This window comes from Brevundimonas sp. Br13 (genome assembly GCF_055391505.1).
Genome location: NZ_AP044008.1, coordinates 532418 through 551707 on the forward strand (window position 1 = coordinate 532418; position 19290 = coordinate 551707).

The 19290-nt window shown below is 68.5% G+C and carries 13 protein-coding genes and 1 riboswitch; of the genes, 9 read left to right on the plus strand and 4 right to left on the minus strand.

Features of this window, described 5'->3' with window-relative positions:
* Nucleotides 1–116: 116 nt before the first annotated feature.
* From ACZ5M6_RS02620 to ACZ5M6_RS02640, 5 genes are all read left to right on the plus strand, one after another.
* On the plus strand, nucleotides 117–821 hold the full coding sequence (locus ACZ5M6_RS02620; protein WP_054764344.1) for a response regulator transcription factor: 705 nt from the start codon (nucleotides 117–119) through the stop codon (nucleotides 819–821).
* Entirely contained in the window at nucleotides 790–2415 is a 1626-nt protein-coding gene (locus tag ACZ5M6_RS02625; protein ID WP_444571606.1) for an ATP-binding protein, read from the plus strand. Before ACZ5M6_RS02620 ends, ACZ5M6_RS02625 begins: the two co-directional genes overlap by 32 nt.
* Nucleotides 2412–2870, plus strand: a complete 459-nt coding sequence (locus ACZ5M6_RS02630) for an HPr kinase/phosphorylase (RefSeq protein WP_464159566.1) — start codon at nucleotides 2412–2414, stop codon at nucleotides 2868–2870. The genes ACZ5M6_RS02625 and ACZ5M6_RS02630 overlap by 4 nt, the downstream gene beginning before the upstream one ends.
* Nucleotides 2871–2987: 117 nt before the next feature.
* The gene (locus ACZ5M6_RS02635; protein WP_054764347.1) at nucleotides 2988–3392 is read left to right on the plus strand and encodes a PTS sugar transporter subunit IIA; all 405 of its coding nucleotides are present in this window, start codon (nucleotides 2988–2990) and stop codon (nucleotides 3390–3392) included.
* Complete coding sequence (locus ACZ5M6_RS02640; RefSeq protein ID WP_054764348.1) at nucleotides 3389–3661, plus strand: HPr family phosphocarrier protein; 273 nt, start codon at nucleotides 3389–3391, stop codon at nucleotides 3659–3661. The genes ACZ5M6_RS02635 and ACZ5M6_RS02640 overlap by 4 nt, the downstream gene beginning before the upstream one ends.
* Before the next feature lie 12 nt (nucleotides 3662–3673).
* Here the strand turns inward: ACZ5M6_RS02640 and ACZ5M6_RS02645 are convergent, their stop codons facing one another.
* Nucleotides 3674–4777 (minus strand): phytase, encoded by a 1104-nt coding sequence (locus tag ACZ5M6_RS02645; protein ID WP_464159570.1) that lies wholly within the window; start codon nucleotides 4775–4777, stop codon nucleotides 3674–3676.
* A 237-nt stretch (nucleotides 4778–5014) separates the two neighbouring features.
* Between ACZ5M6_RS02645 and ACZ5M6_RS02650 the strand changes: the two genes are divergently transcribed.
* From ACZ5M6_RS02650 to lpdA, 3 genes are all read left to right on the plus strand, one after another.
* Nucleotides 5015–7864: a TonB-dependent receptor gene (locus ACZ5M6_RS02650; RefSeq protein ID WP_464159571.1), complete on the plus strand. Its 2850-nt coding sequence runs from the start codon at nucleotides 5015–5017 to the stop codon at nucleotides 7862–7864.
* A 203-nt stretch (nucleotides 7865–8067) separates the two neighbouring features.
* A complete protein-coding gene (locus ACZ5M6_RS02655) occupies nucleotides 8068–9948 on the plus strand; it encodes a PAS domain-containing sensor histidine kinase (RefSeq protein ID WP_182713761.1) in 1881 nt (626 codons plus the stop codon).
* A 112-nt stretch (nucleotides 9949–10060) separates the two neighbouring features.
* Nucleotides 10061–11467: a dihydrolipoyl dehydrogenase gene (lpdA, locus tag ACZ5M6_RS02660; RefSeq protein ID WP_464159573.1), complete on the plus strand. Its 1407-nt coding sequence runs from the start codon at nucleotides 10061–10063 to the stop codon at nucleotides 11465–11467.
* 88 nt (nucleotides 11468–11555) lie between these two features.
* Here lpdA and ACZ5M6_RS02665 read toward each other — a convergent pair whose 3' ends face one another.
* Together ACZ5M6_RS02665 and mutS are read right to left on the minus strand one after the other, a co-directional pair.
* Nucleotides 11556–13382, minus strand: a complete 1827-nt coding sequence (locus tag ACZ5M6_RS02665) for a methyl-accepting chemotaxis protein (RefSeq protein ID WP_464159575.1) — start codon at nucleotides 13380–13382, stop codon at nucleotides 11556–11558.
* 86 nt (nucleotides 13383–13468) lie between these two features.
* Nucleotides 13469–16153, minus strand: coding sequence for a DNA mismatch repair protein MutS (mutS, locus tag ACZ5M6_RS02670; protein ID WP_464159576.1), 2685 nt, complete (start codon nucleotides 16151–16153; stop codon nucleotides 13469–13471).
* Nucleotides 16154–16203: 50 nt separating this feature from the next.
* Nucleotides 16204–16411: riboswitch (cobalamin riboswitch) on the plus strand.
* Nucleotides 16412–16556: 145 nt separating this feature from the next.
* Between mutS and ACZ5M6_RS02675 the strand changes: the two genes are divergently transcribed.
* Complete coding sequence (locus tag ACZ5M6_RS02675; RefSeq protein WP_464159579.1) at nucleotides 16557–18380, plus strand: TonB-dependent receptor plug domain-containing protein; 1824 nt, start codon at nucleotides 16557–16559, stop codon at nucleotides 18378–18380.
* Here ACZ5M6_RS02675 and ACZ5M6_RS02680 read toward each other — a convergent pair.
* Complete coding sequence (locus ACZ5M6_RS02680; protein WP_054764355.1) at nucleotides 18364–19284, minus strand: aldo/keto reductase; 921 nt, start codon at nucleotides 19282–19284, stop codon at nucleotides 18364–18366. The two genes, ACZ5M6_RS02675 and ACZ5M6_RS02680, sit on opposite strands and share 17 nt — an antisense overlap.
* Nucleotides 19285–19290: the final 6 nt, after the last annotated feature.

The window sequence follows — 19290 nt, forward strand, 5'->3', positions numbered from 1 at the left end:
GTTGAAACCTGCGGCTTGGCGGCCCATCTGTCTTGGCCCTAATGTAACCGCGATCGAACGGTTACGCTTGCCGTGCGTTCTCGGTTTCGGGAACGGGAAGTTCAGGAGAAGACCCCTTGGCCAACATCACCCTGGTCGATGACGACGAGAACATCGTGACGTCCGTCTCGCTGGCGCTGGAAAGCCATGGCCATAAGATCACCGCCTATCACGACGGTGCATCGGGTCTGGCGGCCTTGGAGAGCACGCCGCCCGATCTGGCCATTCTTGACGTGAAGATGCCGCGCATGGACGGGATGGAGGTGTTGCGCCGGCTGCGCCAGACCTCGCAGCTCCCGGTCATCATGCTGACCTCCAAGGATGAAGAGATCGACGAGATCCTAGGCTTCAACCTCGGCGCCGACGACTATATCCACAAGCCGTTCAGCCAGAGGCTGCTGATCGAGCGGGTCAAGGCCCTGCTGCGCCGCACCGGAGCCGACGGCGTGGAGCCCGAGCCCTCGGCCGAGGTGTCCGGCAAGGCGATAAAGCGCGGCAAGCTCAGCATGGACCCGGCGCGCCATGAATCGACCTGGGACGGCAAGCCGGTGAAGCTGACCGTCACGGAATTTCTGCTGCTTCAGGCCCTGGCCCAGCGCCCCGGCTTCGTGAAGAGCCGCGACAATCTGATGGACGCGGCCTATGACGACCAAGTCTATGTCGATGACCGCACCATCGACAGCCACGTGAAGCGGATGCGCAAGAAGTTCCGCGCCGTGGACCCCGAGTTCGACGCGATCGAGACCCTGTATGGCGTCGGCTACCGATACCGCGAAAGCTGATCTTCCCGGCCGCGAGGCCGAGGAAGAGCCTCATCGACGGCCGCTGTTCCGCTTCGGCGGCTCGCGGCTCGGCGGCTTTATCCTCGCCCTCAATCTGCTGAGCCTGCTGATCCTGTTCGGCGGCGCCCTCCTGCTCAATGAATGGAGCAAGGGGTTGATTCAGGCGCGCCAGGAATCGCTGAAGGTCCAGGCCGAACTGCTCGGCAACGTGCTGGGGCAGCTCAGCATCACGCGAGGCGAGCCCACGCCGGAGCTGGACGTCGGCGAGGCGGCCCGCTGGCTGCGCGACAACTTCGTGCCCGAGGGCCAGCGGGTGCGCCTGTACGACATCAACGGCCTGCAGGTCATCGACAGCTATCAGGTCACCGAAAACATCCCCGGCCAGGCCTTGCCGCCCGCCCGGCCGGCGGGTTCCAAGGCGCCCGGCGATCTGGCGCGCGTCAACGCGCGTCGGGCCGAACAGAAGGACGCGGCGGAGCGCGAGGTGACGGCCGAGGTGGAGCTGGCCCTGGCCGGCGCGCCCCAGACCACGCTCCGGCGCAATGAGTCGGGCGATCGCGTCGTCTCCGTCTCCATCCCCATCCGCCATGTGCGTCAGGTCCTGGGGGTGTTGACCCTCGAGGCCGGCAATGTCGATGAGATTCTCGGCGCCCAGAGGCGCGCCCTGGTGCCCTTCGCCCTGGTGGCCCTGGGGGTGAATCTCCTGGCCTCCCTGCTGCTGCATCTGTTCGTGGCCCGGCCGATCATGCGGCTTTCGGCGGCGGCGGACGGGGTCAAGCTGCAACGGGCCCGATCCATCTCTCTTCCCGATCTGGAGGACCGCAAGGATGAGATCGGCGACCTGGCCCGGTCGCTGGAATCGATGACCGACACCCTGTCCACGCGGATGGACGCGATCGAACGGTTCGCCGCTGACGTGTCGCACGAGATCAAGAACCCCCTGACCTCGATCCGCTCGGCCCTGGAGACCCTGCCCCTGGTGAAGACGGACGCTCAGCGCGAAAAACTGACCGCCCTGCTGCAGCAGGACGTGCGGCGCCTGGATCGGCTGATCACCGACATATCCAACGCCTCGCGGCTGGATGCGGAACTGTCGCGCGATCGGCCCCGCCCCATCGCCCTGAACACCCTGCTGAGCGACATCGTCAACGTCTATGAGACGACGGCCAAGCCCGGCGACATTCCGGTCCTGTATGATCCGCCGGCTCAGGCGCTGCGGGTGGTGGGGCGCGACGGGCCTCTGGGCCAGGTCTTCCGCAATCTGATCGACAACGCCCGCTCCTTCAGTCCGGCCGACGGATCGGTGCGCGTGACCCTGGAAGAGACGGAGGGCGAGCTGCCGATCCGCATCCGGATCGAGGACCAGGGGCCGGGGGTCCCGCCCGAAAATCTCGAGACGGTGTTCGAACGCTTCTACACCTCGCGACCCAAGGGCGCGGCCTTCGGCTCGAACTCGGGTTTGGGCCTGTCCATCGTCCGCCAGATCGTCGAGGCGCACGGGGGGCGCGCCTGGGCGGAGAATATGACCGAGGGCGACCGCATCCTGGGCGCCCGCTTCGTGGTGGCCCTGCCGGCGAACGGCCGCCGGCCGTGACCGGGGCCGCCCCGATCCACGCCCCCATCGACGCCCCCGTCCACGCCACGACGGTGGCCCGGCGCGGACCGGGCGAGGGCGCGTGGCGGGCGGTGATGATCCTGGGACCCTCAGGCGCCGGAAAAAGCGATCTGGCGCTGCGGCTGATCGGACGCGGTTGGCGACTGGTCAGCGACGACTATACTCGGGTCTGGGCCTCGGACGGAGCGCTTTACGCAACGGCGCCCCAGTCGATCGCCGGCCGGATCGAGGCGCGCGGGGTCGGAATCGTGTCCGCCAGAACACGTTGGATCGCCCGTGTCGTCATGGCCGTCGCCTGCGCGCCCGAGGCGGTCGAACGCCTGCCCGAGACGCAAACGCGCCGGTTCGCGGGGGTGGATCTGCCGCTCCTGGCGCTGGATCCCCGCCCCCCGTCCGCCGTCGAGATGGTCGCAGTCGCGCTCGGAACGCTTTGAACCGGCGCGCAACGAGTCTATGACACGGCCCTTGCGGTCCCGAGGTGGGCGCGTCCGGCCTCCCTGTCGGACAGGGAGAGGTCCGGGGATGGTTCGGGGGATGCGAGTGACGTTCTCATGATTGGCCTTGTTATCGTCACCCACGGAGGGCTGGCTTCGGAGTTTCTTTCGGCGATGGAGCATGTGGTCGGCCCGCAGCGCGGGGTGGCGGCCATCTGCATCGGGCCCGAAGACGACATGGAGCGCCGTCGGCGCGACATCGTCGACGCCGCCGCCGCCGTGGACGACGGCGACGGCGTCATCCTGCTGACCGACATGTTCGGGGGCACGCCTTCCAATCTGGCGATTTCGGTGATGGAACAGACCCATGCCGAGGTCATCGCCGGGCTGAACCTGCCCATGCTGATCAAACTGGCCAGCGTGCGCGGGCGTGAGACGCTGGAGGCCTGTGTGGCCCATGCCCAGGACGCCGGTCGCAAATACATCTCCGTCGCGTCCTGGGTGCTTGCAGGCGAGAAATGAGCGTCACCGCCACACTGGACATCTGCAATGCGCGGGGGCTGCACGCCCGCGCCTCGGCCAAGTTCGTCAAGCTGGCGTCCAGCTTCGACAGCGAGATCCATGTCTCGCGCGACGGCGTCACCGTGGACGCCCGGTCGATCATGGGCCTGCTGATGCTGGGCGCCGGGATCGGCTGCCAGATCGAGGTCTCAGCCGAAGGCTCCGACGCCCAGGAGGCGATCGAGGCCCTGACGGACCTCGTCGCCCGCAAGTTCGACGAGGATCAGTAGAACCGGCGGGTCCTAGAGCCCCAGGGTGCGGCGGATGTCGCGCCAGTCCACATATTTGAAATTCTGGGTCCCGACGTCGTTCACATCGTCCTGGATCACCACCACGCCTTCGGGGAAGGGGCCGACTGCGCCGCCGGCGGCGGCCAGGCCGTCGGTGCCGGTGATCCCGTCCACCGACCCGTCCACGACCTTGAACCGGCCCTTGTATTCGGGCGCCGCGCCGTCGATGCGCCAGACGGGGAAGGTCGAATCGCCCTGGCTGGAGGCGATCAGATAACGTTTGTCTCCATCGGTCAGGGTCGTCAGCCCTTCGGCGTCGGCGACAAGGCGGTCCTTGGCGATCGGCTGGACCAGGGTGCGCGCCGCGCCCGTCGCCGGATTGAGGCCATAGCGCCACAGGCCGACGTTCTCTTCGTTAATATAGAGGGCGTCGGTCGCCTCGTCGGCGGCGCAGCCTTCGGAGATCGAACCGATCTCGGCCCGGCGCACCTCGCGCGACGCCGGACGGCCGGCGGCGTCCACGCTCAGGATGAACTGGCGCAGCTCGCCCTCATGCCCGACCAGGATCGCATGGACCTCATCGCCCCGACGCGCGAAGCAGAAACCATAGGGTTCGACCACGTCCGTAGCGATGGCGCCCCAGGGCCGCACGCGGTTGTCGCCGGTTCCCGCCGGGTCGAACAGATACAGAGACACCCCCGTCTTGCCCGGCGTGCGGTCGCTGGCGCCCAGGACGATCTGCGGACGGCCCTCGACGGTCAGACCTTCGACCAGATCGACGTTGTTCAGCAGGCCCTCCGGCAGGAATTGCAGGATCCGCCCGTCGAGGCCGTAGATGTAAAGACCCGACTTCTTGTCCGTGCCGGCGACGAAACCGAGCGTGGTCTGGCCCCCGACCGTCACCGGGGTTGACGACGCCCAGACGGCCGGGTCGTCGGCGGCGTCCTGGCCCGCCGTGCCGACCGAGGGGGTCTCCAGCACCGCCTGAACCTCCGCCCCCGGCCCCACGAAGCCTTCGCCTTCGCCCTGGAAATCCACCTCATGGGTCGCGCAAGCCGCGAGCAGGAGTGCGGAGATCGAGATCCCGGACCAAACGGCGCCTTGATTGACCTTCATGATATCCCCCTAAGGAATGAGAAGCGCCTGATCCGCAAGACGCCGCACGGCGTCAACGGCGAATGAGTGACGTTTTCGAGACGACAGAACGATGATTCGCCAGCTTACTGACGATTTGTCACACCAGCGACGCCGAACCGATCCGCAAGCGTCGCTGAACCGTCGCGATCCTTTCGCCGCTCGGCGCTAAGCGCGGCTGTATTCGTCGGGATTGAACCCGGCATTGGGGACATCGTCATGAAATTCCATCTCCTCGCGGGCGCCTCGCTCGCGTCGCTCGCCGCTGTGACCGCCGCCCTGCCGGCTCACGCCTATGAGAGCTCCGCCCTGGCCGCCTCGGTCGCCGTCGCCGGCGAAGTGGTTCACGGACGGGTCACCAACGCCGCCGGCGACGCCCTCCCGGGTGCGGAGGTGGTCGTTCGCGCTACCGGCCAACGCGCCGTGACCAACACCCAGGGCGAGTTCGACCTGGTTCTGCCGACCGGTACGGCGGTTCTGGACGTGCGCTACATCGGCCAGCCCTCGGCCAGCCAGACCGTCAATGTGGTTCAAGGTGGAACCGAAGTCGCCATCGCCCTTGGCGCGGCCGAGGCCGCCACGGTCAGCGACGTGATCGTCACCGGCGTCATCACCGACGGCGTGGCCCGTTCGCTGAACCAGCAGAAGAACGCCGACGGCACCATCAACGTCCTGTCGGCCGACGCCATCGGCCGCTACCCCGACCCCAACGTCGCCGAGTCCCTGCAGCGCGTCCAAGGCATCGCCATCCAGCGCGACCAGGGCGAAGGCCGCTACATCAATGTCCGCGGCGCGCCGTCCAGCTTCACCGCCATCTCGGTGGACGGGGTGGCCGTCCCCGCCGTGTCGCCGTCGACCCGCGCGGTCGATCTCGACACCCTGCCGTCGGACATCGTCTCGACCGTCGAGGTCTCCAAGACCCTGCGCCCCAGCCAGGACGCGGATTCCATCGCCGGCGCCGTGGACATCAAGACGCGCTCGCCCTTCGACAAGCGCCGCCTGGCGCTCAGCGGTTACGCGGGCGGCAGCTACAATGATTACGGCGGCGAGGACTATCGCGGCGGCCTGACGGCTTCCAACGTCTTCGGCCCGAACCAAACCTTCGGCGCCCTGGTGTCGTTGAGCTATTCCGAAACCAACCGCCGTCCCGACAACGTCGAGAACGGATGGGTGCTGATCAACCGCAACCCCGCGCAGGGCGGCGGCCAGATCTGGGGTCTCGAGAACACCCTGTTCAAGGACTACGAGACCGAGCGCACCCGCAAGGCGGTGACGGGCGCCCTGGAATGGCGTCCCAGCGAGGCGACCCGCGTCTGGCTGAAGGGCTCCTACGCCCAGTTCCGCGACGACGAGTTCCGCAACACGCTGAACTTCACCTACAGCGACGGCACGCTGCAACCGGGATCGACCGACACCAGCGCCACCTTCAACAACGCCCGCATCTACAAGCAACTGCGTCACCGCACGCAAGAGAACGACATCTCCACCGTGCAGTTGGGCGGCCAGCGGACGTTCGGCAACGGGGCGGTCTGGGACGCCGTCCTGTCGTTCGCCGACAGCGAGCAGACCTATCCGCACCGTGACGAACTGGTCTATCGCTCGGACCCGGTGCCGACGATGTTTTACAACACGGCCGACCACTATCAGCCGACCTATTCGGTCTTCACCGACCCGACCGGCTTCTACCTGAACTCCAACAACTATAAATTCCGCGAAAACACCTTCCGGTCCAACTCGACCGAACAGGACGACGTCGCCTTCAAGACCAACTTCGAACTGCCCACGATCATCGGCGGACGAGAAGTCGAGCTCAAGTTCGGCGCCAAGTACAGCGCACGCGAAGTGACGGCCGATGAGGAGCGTTTCCGCGACCGCTCCGCCGCCGCAAATCCGGGTACCCTGGCTTCGCTGCTCAGCGATCGTCCGTCGCAGAACTACGACTATAACCTCGGCTTCAAATTCGACGCCGGTTTGGTGACGGACTATTTCGACCGGGTTCGGGCTGGCTCGACCAACCCGGATTCGGCCGCTGGCGTGCGCCGCATTCCCCAGTCGATCACCGCCGACTACACCGCCAAGGAAGACATCCTGGCGGGCTACGCTCAGGCCAGGTTCGACCTCGGCGCGACCGATGTCCTCGTGGGTCTGCGCGTCGAGAAGACGGACTTCGAAGGGTCGGCGACCAGCGTCGCCCTGTCGGGCGCCCAGACCCCGGTCACGGTCGATCGCGATCAGACGGACTTCTTCCCCAATCTGACGCTGCGCCACAGCTTCAGCGATCAGCTGATCGGACGGTTCGCCCTGACCCGCGCCATCTCGCGTCCGGACTATACGGACATCGTCCCGCGCGTTCTGGAAACGACCGACAGCGGCCGCACGACCGTGACGCGGGGCAATCCCGATCTGAAGCCGACCCTGTCGAACAACGTCGATCTGGGTCTGGAATACTATCTGCGTCCTCTGGGCGTGATCTCGGCCAACGCCTTCTACAAGGACCTGTCCAACTACCGCTTCACCCTGGTGACGGACAATGTGCCCTACGTCACCCCGACCAGCACGGTCGCCCAGGTGACCGAGGCCCGCAACGCTCGCGACGGCCACATCGCCGGCGTCGAGTTCAACTGGCAGCAGACGTTCGACTTCCTGCCGAGCTGGGCGTCCGGCTTCGGCGTCTTCGCCAACTACACCCTGACGGATGCGGAAATCAAAACCAGCCGCGCCTTCGCCGGCCGTGACACCTTCGCCCTGCCGGGTCAGTCGGACGAAACCTACAACGCCGCTCTCTTCTATGAGCGGTACGGGTTCAGCGCGCGGATCTCCTACACCCACCGCGGGGACTTCCTGGAGGCGATCGACGCGACCAATCCGGGCAAGGATCTGTATGTCGAAGGTCGCGGTCAGCTGGACTTCACCACCAGCTACGACTTCGGCAACGGCGTCGAAGTGTTCGGCGAGGCCAAGAACCTCACCGACTCGGCGGGCGTCCGCTACTACGGGGTCAAGGAAAGGACCTATGAGTACGAGAAGTTCGGCTACAACGTCTTCGTCGGCGTGCGCTTCAAACTGTAAGGCTCAGCCGAGCCGCGAATAGAAGGGGCCGGGCGGCGACGCCCGGCCCTTTTTTCGTTGGGGCTGAGAGGGTTGGAACGGCTTGACGACGCCCGTCGCGATGTCGTGTGGTTAACACGCTAAGTCTCCGCTTCACCGGTTCGCCTTTTGCACGGGGACGCCGATGCGGGGGATGTGAGCCCCAAATTGAGACGGATCGACTGATGTTCCTCGAAGGCGAGGTCAACTGGACCCTGGTGCTTGGACTCCTGGCGGGCTTCGGCAATGTCGCGGCGGTCATCGCCATCTGGTTCGCCATCGCCAACCGGGTGCGCCACGCCAGCGCGACGGATCAGCTGGACATCGTTCAGAAGGTGGCGGAGTCCTCGGATCGCCGCCTGTTCGAAACCCTGAACGCCGTTCCCGTCGCCATGGTCGAGACGGACCAGACGGGCAAGTTCGTCTTCGCCAACCGCGCCGCGCATCAGTTGCTGGGCCGTCGCGACGCCGAACTCCTGGGGCTGCGGTTCCACTCCGCCACCTGGGGCATCACCTTTCCGGACGGCAAGACCGTGCCGCCCGACCTCCTTCCCAGCGCACGGGCTCTGCGGGGCCAGACGGTGCGCGGCTTTCAGCACCTGATGGTCAATGCGGCGACCCGCAAGAAGATGCTGGTTTCGGTGACGGCCATGCCGATCGAGAACGAGCACGGCCAGATCACGGGCTCGATCGCCGCCATCGTCGAGACGGACGTCCTGACCACCCCGGCGATCGAACCGATGACGCCTCCGCCGGCGCCCCCGGCCGCGCCCTCGGCGCGCCCGGCGGGACCGAGCCTGTCCGACCGCGTCTTCGACGCCGCCTCCAGCGCCCTGGTGGTGGTCGGGGCCGACGGCGCGATCCGCCAGGCCAACCGCGCCGCCCTGGTCATGCTGGGCCGCAGCGAGGGCGTGGCGGGGGCCGATTTCGCCGACCTGTTCCTGCCGCCCGACCGCCGGGTCGAGGCTCGCCAGACCCTCAGAGCCGTTCTGACCGCTCCGAGCGAGGATATCCCTCCGATAGAGACGATCGACGCCGAGGGCGCGGCGATCCGCTGGACCCTCCTGCCTCTGACCGACGAGGCGGACGCTGCGGATGCCATCCTTCTGGCCGGCTCGCCCGTGTCCGAGGCCCAGGATACGGCCCCGGCTGCGCCCGCCCTCGCCGAGGCAAACGACGATGCGGCCGCCTCCGACGCGGTCGCCGCCGCCCTTACCGCCGCCCAGGCCGAATTCTCCCGCCGTCAGGAGGCCCAGGCGCTCGCCCATGAAAAGGCGCTGGCCCAGGCGGAAAAGGCGGAGCGCGATCTGCGTGAGGCCTTGGAGGCCGAACGCCGCATGGCCAATGTCGGCCGTTTGGCGGGCGGGGTGACGCAGGATTTCGCCGCCCTGCTGAACGTCATGACCTCCGCCCTGGACATGCTGTTGCGCCACTCCGACGATCCTGACCGCGTCCGCCGGCTGGGCCAGGCGGCCCTGACGGCGGGGCGACGCGGCGAACAGATGACCCGCCGGCTGAGCGCCTTTTCTCAGGACGAGGACCGCACCCTGCTGCGGCGCCTGGACCTGGGCGTACTGTTGGCGGGGCTGGAGGGCCGGCTGCGCCAGATCGCCGGACCGGACGTCGATCTGATGATCGAGACCCCGAACCAGCCCGCGCCGGCGCGGGTCGATCCCGTCGCATTCGAGGCGGCGGTCATCGCCTTGACCCGCAATGCGGTCGAGGCCTCGAACGGCGCCGGATCGGTCGCCGTTCGTCTGGCGATCGCCTCGGCCGGCGACCTGCGGCTCAGCGTGCGCGACTCCGGCCCCGGCATGGATTCGGACACTCTGCGTCGCGCGCCCGAACCCTTTTTCACCACCCGAAGCGACGCGGCGGGGCTGGGTCTGTCTCAGGCCTTCGCCTTCGCCCGACAGGCGTCCGGCGCCCTGACCGTGGAGAGCGCCCCGGGCGAGGGGGCTGAGGTGGCCATCACCCTGCCGCTGGATTTGACGCCTGAAGGCGCCGCCGGCGCCCAGCCCGAGCCGTCGCCGCAGGAGCAGACCAGGGCCGAGCCGGTCGTCTGACCCCCTGCAAAGGTCGATTCCGCGCCCCATATGATGCGCGGCGGTTGACCCGTGCGGGGTCGGCGCTAGTGTCCGCGCGCTTTTCCCGCGCGCCAGAAGACCAGAGGATATCATGGCCGAAGCCCCCGCTCCCTACGACGTCGTCATCATCGGCGGGGGGCCCGGCGGCTATAACGCCGCCATCCGCGCCGGCCAGCTGGGCCTGAAGGTCGCCTGCGTCGAGATGCGCGCCACCCTGGGGGGCACCTGCCTGAACGTCGGCTGCATGCCGTCCAAGGCCCTGCTGCACGCCTCGGAAATGTGGGACGCCGCCAACAGCGAGTTCGCCAAGATCGGCATTGAGGTCCAGCCCAAGCTGAACCTGAGCCAGATGCACAAGTCCAAGGACGACAGCGTCACCGCCCTGACCAAGGGGATCGAGTTCCTGTTCAAGAAGAACAAGGCCGACTGGATCAAGGGCAAGGGCAAGATCGTCGGAAAGGGCCAGGTCGAGGTGACCGCCGCCGACGGTTCGGTCCAGACGCTCGAGGCCAAGAACATCGTCATCGCCACCGGCTCGGAGCCCACCCCCCTGCCCGGCGTCGCCTTTGAAGCGGGCAAGGTGATCGATTCCACCGGCGCCCTGTCCCTGCCGGCCGTGCCGAAGAAGCTGATCGTGGTCGGCGCCGGCATCATCGGCCTGGAGCTGGGTTCGGTCTGGCGTCGCCTGGGCGCCGAGGTGACCGTCGTCGAATTCCTGGACCGGATCACCCCCGGCATGGACACCGAGGTCGCCACCGCCTTCCAGCGCACCCTGACCAAACAGGGTATGACGTTCAAACTGGGCGCCAAGGTCACGGCCGCCAAGTCCGGCAAGGACGGCGTGGAGCTGACGGTCGAGCCCTCGGCCGGCGGCGCCGCCGAAACCCTGAAGGGCGACGTCGTCCTGGTCGCCATCGGCCGTCGCCCCTATACGGACGGCCTGGGTCTGGAGACCATCGGCGTCACGCCGGACAAGCGCGGCTTCATCGACCATGACCACTTCAAGGTCGCCGACGGCCTTTGGGTGATCGGCGACGTGACCCACGGCCCGATGCTGGCGCACAAGGCCGAGGAAGACGCGGTCGCCGTGATCGACACCATCGCCGGCAAATACGGCCACGTCGACTACGCCCTGGTCCCCAGCGTGGTCTACACCTTCCCGGAAGTGGCTTGGGTCGGTCAGACCGAGGACCAGCTGAAGGCGGCCGGCGTCGCCTACAAGAAGGGCAAATTCCCCTTCACCGCCAACAGCCGCGCCAAGATCAACCACGAGACCGACGGCTTCGTTAAGGTTCTGGCCGACGCCGCGACGGACAAGGTGCTGGGCGTCCACATCATGGGCCCCCAGGCCGGGGAGATGATCCACGAAGCCGCCGTCACCATGAGCTTCGGCGGCGCCTCGGAAGACATCGCCCGCACCTGCCACGCCCACCCGACCCGTTCGGAAGCCGTGCGTCAGGCGGCCATGGACGTCGAAGGCTGGATGATGCAGGCCTGATCCGGCCCCCGTCGACCTGTCAGTCGATGTGACAAGGCCCGCCCGGAGGATCCGGGCGGGCCTTTCATTTGCGCCTGTTCGATCCTGCTCAGGCGGCCCAGACCCTCCGTTCGTCCTGAGCGTCGCCGTATGGCGCCCCGTCGCCCAGACGGAAGCGCGACACCAGTTCGGCCAGCCGTTCCGCCTCCTGGCTGAGCGCCTGGTTGGCGGCGGTGGTCTGTTGGACCATGGCCGCGTTCTGCTGGGTGGTCTGGTCCATCTGGTTGACGGCCGTATTGACCTCGGCCAGCCCCTCGGCCTGCGCCTTGGCCGAGGCGGCGATCTCGCCGGCCAGCTGGTTGATTTCGGCCACCTGGCCGATCAGGGCGGTCAGGGCCGCACCGGTCTGGGACACCAGTCGGGCGCCTTCGCCGACGCTGGCGCTGGAGGCGGCGATCAGGTCTTTGATCTCCCGCGCGGCCTCCGCCGACCTTTGGGCCAGGGCGCGAACCTCTGAAGCCACCACCGCGAAACCGCGACCGGCCTCGCCCGCCCGCGCCGCCTCGACCCCGGCGTTAAGCGCCAGAAGGTTGGTCTGGAAGGCGATTTCGTCGATCACCCCAATGATCTGCCCGATCCGACCCGAGGTCGCCTCGATCTCGCCCATGGCGGTTGTGGTCTCGGCGATGATCTGCTCTCGCGTCGCGGCGCCGCTCCGGGCCTCGGCGGTGATGTCGGCGGCGGACCGGGCGCCTTGCGCAGTCTTGCGCACCGTGACCGTGATCTGGTCCAGAGCGGCGGCGGTCTGTTCCAGGGCGGCGGCCTGTCTTTCGGTGCGGCGCGACAGGTCGTCGGTCGCGGTCGTCACCTCCGATGTTCCCGCCCGCATCGCCTCAACCAGGTCGATGATGTCGGCCATGGTCGCCGCCAGGGTGTCCACGGCGGCGTTGTAGTCGTCCTTCAGCTGGCGGCTGCGCTCAGCGAAGTCTGCGGTGATCCGGTGGCTCAGATCGCCGCGCGCCAGGGCGGACAGGCCCTCCCCGAGGGCTGCGGCGACCCGGGCGTCTTCCTCGGCCAGACGATCCCGCTCCGCCTCTCCCGCCTCTCGCGTCGCGCGGGCGGCCTCACGCATGGCCTCGGTCTCGGCTTCCGTGGCCTTCTGGCGCACGGCGGCCTCGCGGAAGGCGACCACCGCCCGGGCGATTTGGCCGATGTCGTCCTGACGGGCCGCCCAGGGCGCGTCGAAGTCGGTCCGGCCCTGTCGCAGGGCCTCCATCCGATCGCAAAGCGCCTTCAGGGGCGAGAACATGCGGCGAGAGGCGAGCAGGCAGAGCGCCACCCCTATCAGGGCGGCGATCAGGCCGCATAGGACGAGGGCCGAGATGACCTGGTTTACCGGGGCCATGAAGTCGGCCTTGGGGATGCCGACGTACAGCACGCCGATGGTCTGACCCGAAGCGGTCTTGATCGGGTCGTAGGCGACGAAATAAGGCTTGCCCAGAATGTCCGCCTGACCGCGATAGGGTTCGCCCGCCTTCAGCACCGCGTCATAGACGGGGCCGGGCTTCAGCCGAGTGCCCACGGCGCGGGAGCCGTCATCCTTGACCACATTGGTCGTCACCCGCAGATCGTTCAGGAAGACGGTCGCGGTTCCCCCGACCAGGGCCTTGATCCGGTCCACGGGCTCGACGAAGTCGTTCATCGGAGTCGATCCGACATACAGCCTGCCGTCGCGCGCCGTGAAGCCGTCGCCGTAATCGGCCAGCACGTCCCAGGCGACCCGCATATTGGCCTCCTGACGCTCGGCGGCCTGGGCCTCAGCGTCGCGGGTCAGCAGGACCGCAGCGACGGCCGTCAGCACCAGGGTCAGGACGCCGAGGGCCGTAATGACCATCAAGGCCGTCTTGCCGGAAAGGGAAAGCGCGCTGGGCTTCATGGCCGATCCTCAGCGATTCGGTCTGGCGGACCACGACTGTTACCGAACAGGGTCTAGATTTCTATCCCTGGCAAGGGCCGACCTTCTCAATCAGCCAGGCTCTTCAACCTGTAGAGCGTCTCCAGAGCCTCGCGCGGCGTCAGGGCGTCGGGGTCCACCGCCTGCAAGGCCGCCTCCAGCTTGGAAGGCGCGCGCGGCGGCTCCGGCTCGGCCACGGCGAACAGCGGCAGATCGTCCAGGCGGGCCGCTGCCGCCTTCTCCCCTTCCAGCCGCTCCAGCACCGCCTTGGCCCGCGCCACCACCGCGGCCGGCGCCCCGGCCAGCTTGGCCACCTGAACGCCGTAGGATCGGTCCGCCGCCCCCGGCGCCGCCTCGTGCAGAAAGACCAGATCGCCGTTCCATTCCTTGGCCGTCATGGACAGGTTGCAGACGTGGTCCAGCCGCGTCTCCAACTGGGCCAGCTCATGATAGTGGGTGGCGAACAGGGTGCGGGCGCGATTGACGTCGTGCAGGGCCTCGGCCGTGGCCCAGGCGATGGCCAGGCCGTCATAGGTGGCCGTGCCGCGGCCGATCTCGTCCAGAACCACGAAGCTGCGCGGCGTGGCCTGGGTCAGGATGGCGGCGGTCTCGACCATCTCCATCATGAAGGTGGACCGGCCCCGCGCCAGGTCGTCGCCGGCGCCGACGCGGCTGAACAGCCGGTCGACCACGCCCAGACGCATGGCGCGCGCCGGTACGAAGGCCCCGGCCTGGGCCAGGATCACCAGAAGGGCGTTCTGGCGCAGGAAGGTCGACTTACCGGCCATGTTCGGCCCGGTGACGATAGCCAGGCGGGCGCAGTCCGATCCAGACCCGTCCAGGCGGGCGTTGTTGGGCGTATAGGGATCGCCGGCCGCCTTGACCGCCGCCTCGACCACCGGATGCCGCCCGGCCTCGACCGAGAAGACCAGACTGTCGTCCACCACCGGCCGAGTCGCCCCGGCCTCCTGGGCCCATTCCGCCAGGGCCGCATGGGCGTCCAGCTCGGCCAGAGCCTCCGCGACCGCCTGCAGCGGCTGGGCCAGGCGGGCGACTTCGCGCCGCCAGCCCTCGAAGGTCTCGGCCTCGATGGCCAGGGCGCGGTGACCGGCCTGGCTGATCCGGGCGTCCAGCTCCGACAGTTCGACCGTGGTGAACCGTACCTGGCTGGCCAGGGTCTGACGGTGGATGAAGGGACTGTCCGGCCCGGCCCGCAACAGGCCCTCCGCCGCCTTGGCCGAGGTTTCCAGGAAATAGCCCAGGACGGCGTTGTGCTTGACCTTGAAGGGTACGCCGGACTCGGCGACCGCCCGCGCCTCCAGATCGGCCACCACCCGGCGGCTGTCGTCGCGCAGGGTGCGGGCGGCGTCCAGTTCGGGGCGATAGTCGGGGCGCACGAAGCCGCCGTCGCGGGCCAGATGCGACGGTTCGTCCACCAGGCCGTCGATCAGATCGGCCTTCAGCCGCGACACCTCGGGCGACAGGTTCAGTCGGTCCAGGGCCAGGGCGATGCGGCGCGGCTGGCCGGTAAGCGGGTCCACCTGACCGATGAACAGGCCCGCGATCCCCTCGGCGACGGACAGGCCCACGCGCACCGCCGCCAGGTCGCGCGGACCGCCGCGCCCCAAGGCCAGCCGTCCGACCGCCCGCGCCACATCGGCCGACGCCTTCAGACCGTCGCGGAGGTCGCGCCGCAGATCGCGCCGCTCCAGCAGCCATTCGACGGCGTCCAGCTGTTCATTGATCGCCAGGGGGTCGCGCAGCGGTCGGGCGATCCGTTCCGCCAGGGCCCGGGCCCCGCCCGAGGTGACGGTGCGGTCGATACAGGCCAAGAGCGAGCCTTCACGTTCGCCCCTCTGCGTTCGGTCGATCTCCAGACTGGCGCGGGTCGCCGGGTCGATGGCCAGAAACCCGCTCTCGCCCAGACGGCGGGGCGGGGCCAGGGCCGGAACCTTGCCGGCCTGGGTCGTCTCCAGATAGGCGGCGATCAGGCCGAGCGCCGAGACCTCGGCCTCCTCGAAGGCGCCGAAACCGTCCAAGGCCGCAACCCCGTACAGCCGCTCGACCCGCGTCCGCGCCGCCTGGGGCTCGGCGATGGCCGAGGCCAGGGCCTGAACCACGCCGCCGGACCCGTCCAGGGCGTCCCGCGTCGTCGGGTCGGAATAGATCCGGTCAGTGACCAGAACCTCGGACGGGCGGAAGGCGGCCAGCGTCGCCCCGAGATCCTCCAGCGCACAGGCGACGCTGTCCACCGCGCCGGAAGACAGTTCGACCACCGCCACGGCCGCCCGACCCTTGCGCACCGCTGCGGCGGCCAGCCGGTTGGCGCCGCGCGCGTCCAAGAGACTGTCCTCGGTCAGGGTGCCGGGCGTCACCACCCGCACCACGCCGCGCTGGACCACGGCCTTGCCGCCGCGCTTCTTGGCCTCGGCCGGGTCTTCCAGCTGTTCGCAGATGGCCACCTTGTGGCCCAGGCGGATCAGCCGGGCCAGATAGCCCTCCATGGCGTGGACCGGCACCCCGGCCATGGGGATGTCCTCGCCCTGGTGCTTGCCCCGCTTGGTCAGGGTGATGCCCAGAGCCGCCGCCGCCACCTCGGCGTCCTTGAAGAACAGCTCGTAGAAGTCGCCCATGCGGAAGAACAGGATGGCGTCCGGCTGTCCGGCCTTGGCCGTCAGATACTGGGCCATGAAGGGCGTGGCGCCCTCCAGAGAGGCGGCGATGTCAGGCGGGTGAGAGACAGGGGCGTTCATGTTGCGACAGGGTGACGGATCGCGTCCTGGCGCTCAAGCCCGTTGACCGGCTCTTGCACAGGCTTGTCGCCCCTGCGATAGGCCGGATCAGGCGGTTAAGGGAACACGGTGAGACACCGTGGCTGTGCCCGCAACTGTAGGCGGCGAGAGCGTCGTCCGTCCGGGGTCTAGACCTCGGCGCCACTGGGTGACTGGGAAGGCGAGGACGGCGGTTTATGACCCGCAAGCCAGGAGACCTGGCCGCCGACGTCGCTCGCTCCTGTCCGGGACCAGACAGAGGCGCGGTTTCTCCGTGGAAGCGACCCGATCTTGCGTCGTCCCGGCCTCGCGGCCGGGCGGATCGGCTCGCTGGTCACGACCCTGCGCGCGCATTCGCCGGGCCGATACGGGGACATCGCTCACAATGAAGCGCTCCATTCTTTCATCGACGGCGGCCATGGCCGCCGTCATCGCCGCACCCGCTTTCGCCGATGAGGCGACCCAGCTGGACGAGGTCGTGGTCACCGCCACCCGCCTGCCCGCCATCGTCGCCGAGACGCCCGGCGCCCGGGTCATCGATTCTAGGATCATCGAGCAACGCGGCGCCGTCTTCGCCGCCGACATCCTGTCCGACGTGCCTGGCCTGTCGGTGACGCGAACGGGGGCCTTCGGCGGGATCGCCCAGGTCCGCATGCGCGGCGCGACGCCGGGCAAGACCCTGGTGCTGGTGGACGGGGCGCCGATCAATGATGCGGCCGAACCGAACGGCGCCTATGACTTCTCCAGCTTCGAACTGGCCGACATCGACCGGATCGAGGTGCTCAGTGGTCCGCAGTCGTCCCTGTGGGGATCGGACGCCATCGGCGGGGTGATTTCCTTCACCACGCGCGAAATCGATGGCGTTCGCGCCGAGGCCGAGGCCGGCAGCTTCGACACGGCGCGCGGTCGTCTGTCGGCCGGCGTCGCCAATGAGACCTACGCCTTCAGCGCCTATGTCTCGCGCTTCCAGACCGACGGGATTTCCGCGGCGGACAAGGCGGACGGCAATCCCGAGACCGACGGCTTTCGCAGCACGACCCTGGGCGCCAAGGGCCGCTATGTCCTGTCCGACGCGGTCAAGGTCGAAGGCGCGGCGCGCTGGAACGACAGCCACGCCGACATCGACGGCTTCCCCGCGCCTGACTATGTGCTGGCCGACACCGGCGACGCCCAGGACAGCGAACAGTGGTCGGGCTTCGGTCGGGTGACGGCCCAGGCTTTCGGTCTTGATCATCAGTTCAGCATCTCGGCGTCCGATCTGGAGCGCACCTCCTACAGCGACGGCTTCGGCTCGACCTTCAGCGGCGACCGTCAGGCCTACCGCTGGCAGGCGGACGGTCAGGCGCAAGGCGTGGACTACGCCTTCGGCGTCGAACGCAACGAGGCCTCGGCGGCCCTGTCGTCAGGTCTGTCGCGCGACCTGTCGATAACCTCGGTGTTCGGCGTGGCCCGGTATGACGCCGGCCCGCTGAACCTGAGCGGCGGATTGCGGTACGACGACACGGACGATTTCGGCTCAAAGACCACGGGGCGGATTTCGGCGGCCTATGATCTGGCCGGCGGCTTCATCCTGTCGGGCGCCTATGGCACAGGCTTCAAGGCCCCGACCGTCAGCCAAGCGGTGTGCGACTATTGTTTCGCGCCCCAGCCGTGGCCCGCGCTGAAGCCGGAGACGGCCGACAGCGTCGAGATCGCCCTGGGCTGGGCCTCCGCCGGCGGTCGGTTCGAGGGACGCGCGACCCTGTATCGGCTGAACGTCGAGGACCAAATCACCTATTCCGCCGGCCGCTACGTCAACGTCGCCAAGACGCGGTCGGACGGGCTCGAGCTGGAAGGCCGCGCGCGCCTCGGCGCCGGTTTCGACCTGACCTTGGCCTACGCCTGGACCGACGCTGCGGACCGCACCACGGGCGCTCGCCTGCTGCGCGTGCCCGAACACGCCGGTTCGGCGACCCTGGGCTGGACGGGGGATCGCCTGTCCGGCGCCCTGACCGTGCGGGCGGAAGGCGATCAGGACGACTCTGGCGGCTTTTCCACAGTGGTCCGCGAGAGCTTCGTCACGGCCAATCTGAACGCGGCCTACGCTTTGACGGACAAGGTCGCCCTGACGGCGCGGATCGAGAACCTGGGCGACGAACACTATCAGCAGGTGTTCGGCTATGGAAAGCCCGGCCGGTCGGCCTATGTCGGGGTCAGGCTGCGCTACTGATCAGGTTGCGGGCGTCGGCGGCGAAGGCCGCCGGCGCCTCCAGCGCCAGTTCCGACCAGTCCAGGTCGGGACCGGGCGCATGGGCGGCCGCCAATATGGCGCGCAGCTCGGCGGCGGAGGCCACGCTGGCCACCACCCGGTCCACCGCCTCCAGAGAAAAGGCGTAGGCCAGGGCGGCCTGCATCGGATCGCAGCGCCGTTCCGCCAGGCGCCGTCGGATGCGCGACAGGGCCTGATCATAGCCGGTCAAATGGGCCGGAAGATCGTCGCCGGGGGCGAACAACAGGCCGCCGGCGAAGACCGAAGACAGGTGGACCTGGGCCCCCAGGGCCTTGATCTCATCCAGAATTCCCTCGGCCGCCGCGCGCTGATCCAGAAGATTGCAGGCGACCTGAACCACATCGGCCTCCAGGCGCCGGGCTAGGAGGACGGGTCCGTCCTCGACCGTGGCGCAAAAGCCGATGCTGCGAAACAGGCCGCGGGCCTTCAAGGCCTGCAGCCGGTCCCAAAGGGCCCGCCCCTCGGCGCCGGCCAGGTCGGCGGGATTGTTGACCAGCAGGGCCTCGCCCCGCGGCAGGCCCAGACGTTCCAAGGAGCGGCGCGCCCGCGCCTCAACCCGATCCAGTCCTTCGCCCAGGCCGACGGTGCGAACCGTGACGCGGAAGGGGGAGGGGAAGGGCCAGGCCTGGCCCAACAGCCGTTCGCCGTCGCCGGTCGGCTTGGTCGCGATCACCTTGACCCCCGCGTCCGCTCCCGTCTGCAACAGGAAACGCATCGCGTCCTCGCGGGCGCCCGACGGGGCGGCCATGAGGGGCTTGGCGGCGCGCTCGGGCTCGGTCACCACGGCCAGGGCCAGGCGATCGACCGGCGATGGCGCCGAGGGAGAGGGTGGGGACTGCGTCACCCCCCG

Coding starts and splice junctions, on each gene's coding strand:
- ACZ5M6_RS02640 (WP_054764348.1), top strand. CDS start 3,389: ATGAGCGTCACCGCCACACTGGACATCTGCAATGCGCGGGGGCTGCAC.
- ACZ5M6_RS02655 (WP_182713761.1), top strand. CDS start 8,068: ATGTTCCTCGAAGGCGAGGTCAACTGGACCCTGGTGCTTGGACTCCTG.
- mutS (WP_464159576.1), bottom strand. CDS start 16,153: ATGAACGCCCCTGTCTCTCACCCGCCTGACATCGCCGCCTCTCTGGAG.
- ACZ5M6_RS02650 (WP_464159571.1), top strand. CDS start 5,015: ATGAAATTCCATCTCCTCGCGGGCGCCTCGCTCGCGTCGCTCGCCGCT.
- ACZ5M6_RS02675 (WP_464159579.1), top strand. CDS start 16,557: ATGAAGCGCTCCATTCTTTCATCGACGGCGGCCATGGCCGCCGTCATC.
- ACZ5M6_RS02625 (WP_444571606.1), top strand. CDS start 790: ATGGCGTCGGCTACCGATACCGCGAAAGCTGATCTTCCCGGCCGCGAG.
- ACZ5M6_RS02645 (WP_464159570.1), bottom strand. CDS start 4,777: ATGAAGGTCAATCAAGGCGCCGTTTGGTCCGGGATCTCGATCTCCGCA.
- lpdA (WP_464159573.1), top strand. CDS start 10,061: ATGGCCGAAGCCCCCGCTCCCTACGACGTCGTCATCATCGGCGGGGGG.
- ACZ5M6_RS02635 (WP_054764347.1), top strand. CDS start 2,988: ATGATTGGCCTTGTTATCGTCACCCACGGAGGGCTGGCTTCGGAGTTT.
- ACZ5M6_RS02665 (WP_464159575.1), bottom strand. CDS start 13,382: ATGAAGCCCAGCGCGCTTTCCCTTTCCGGCAAGACGGCCTTGATGGTC.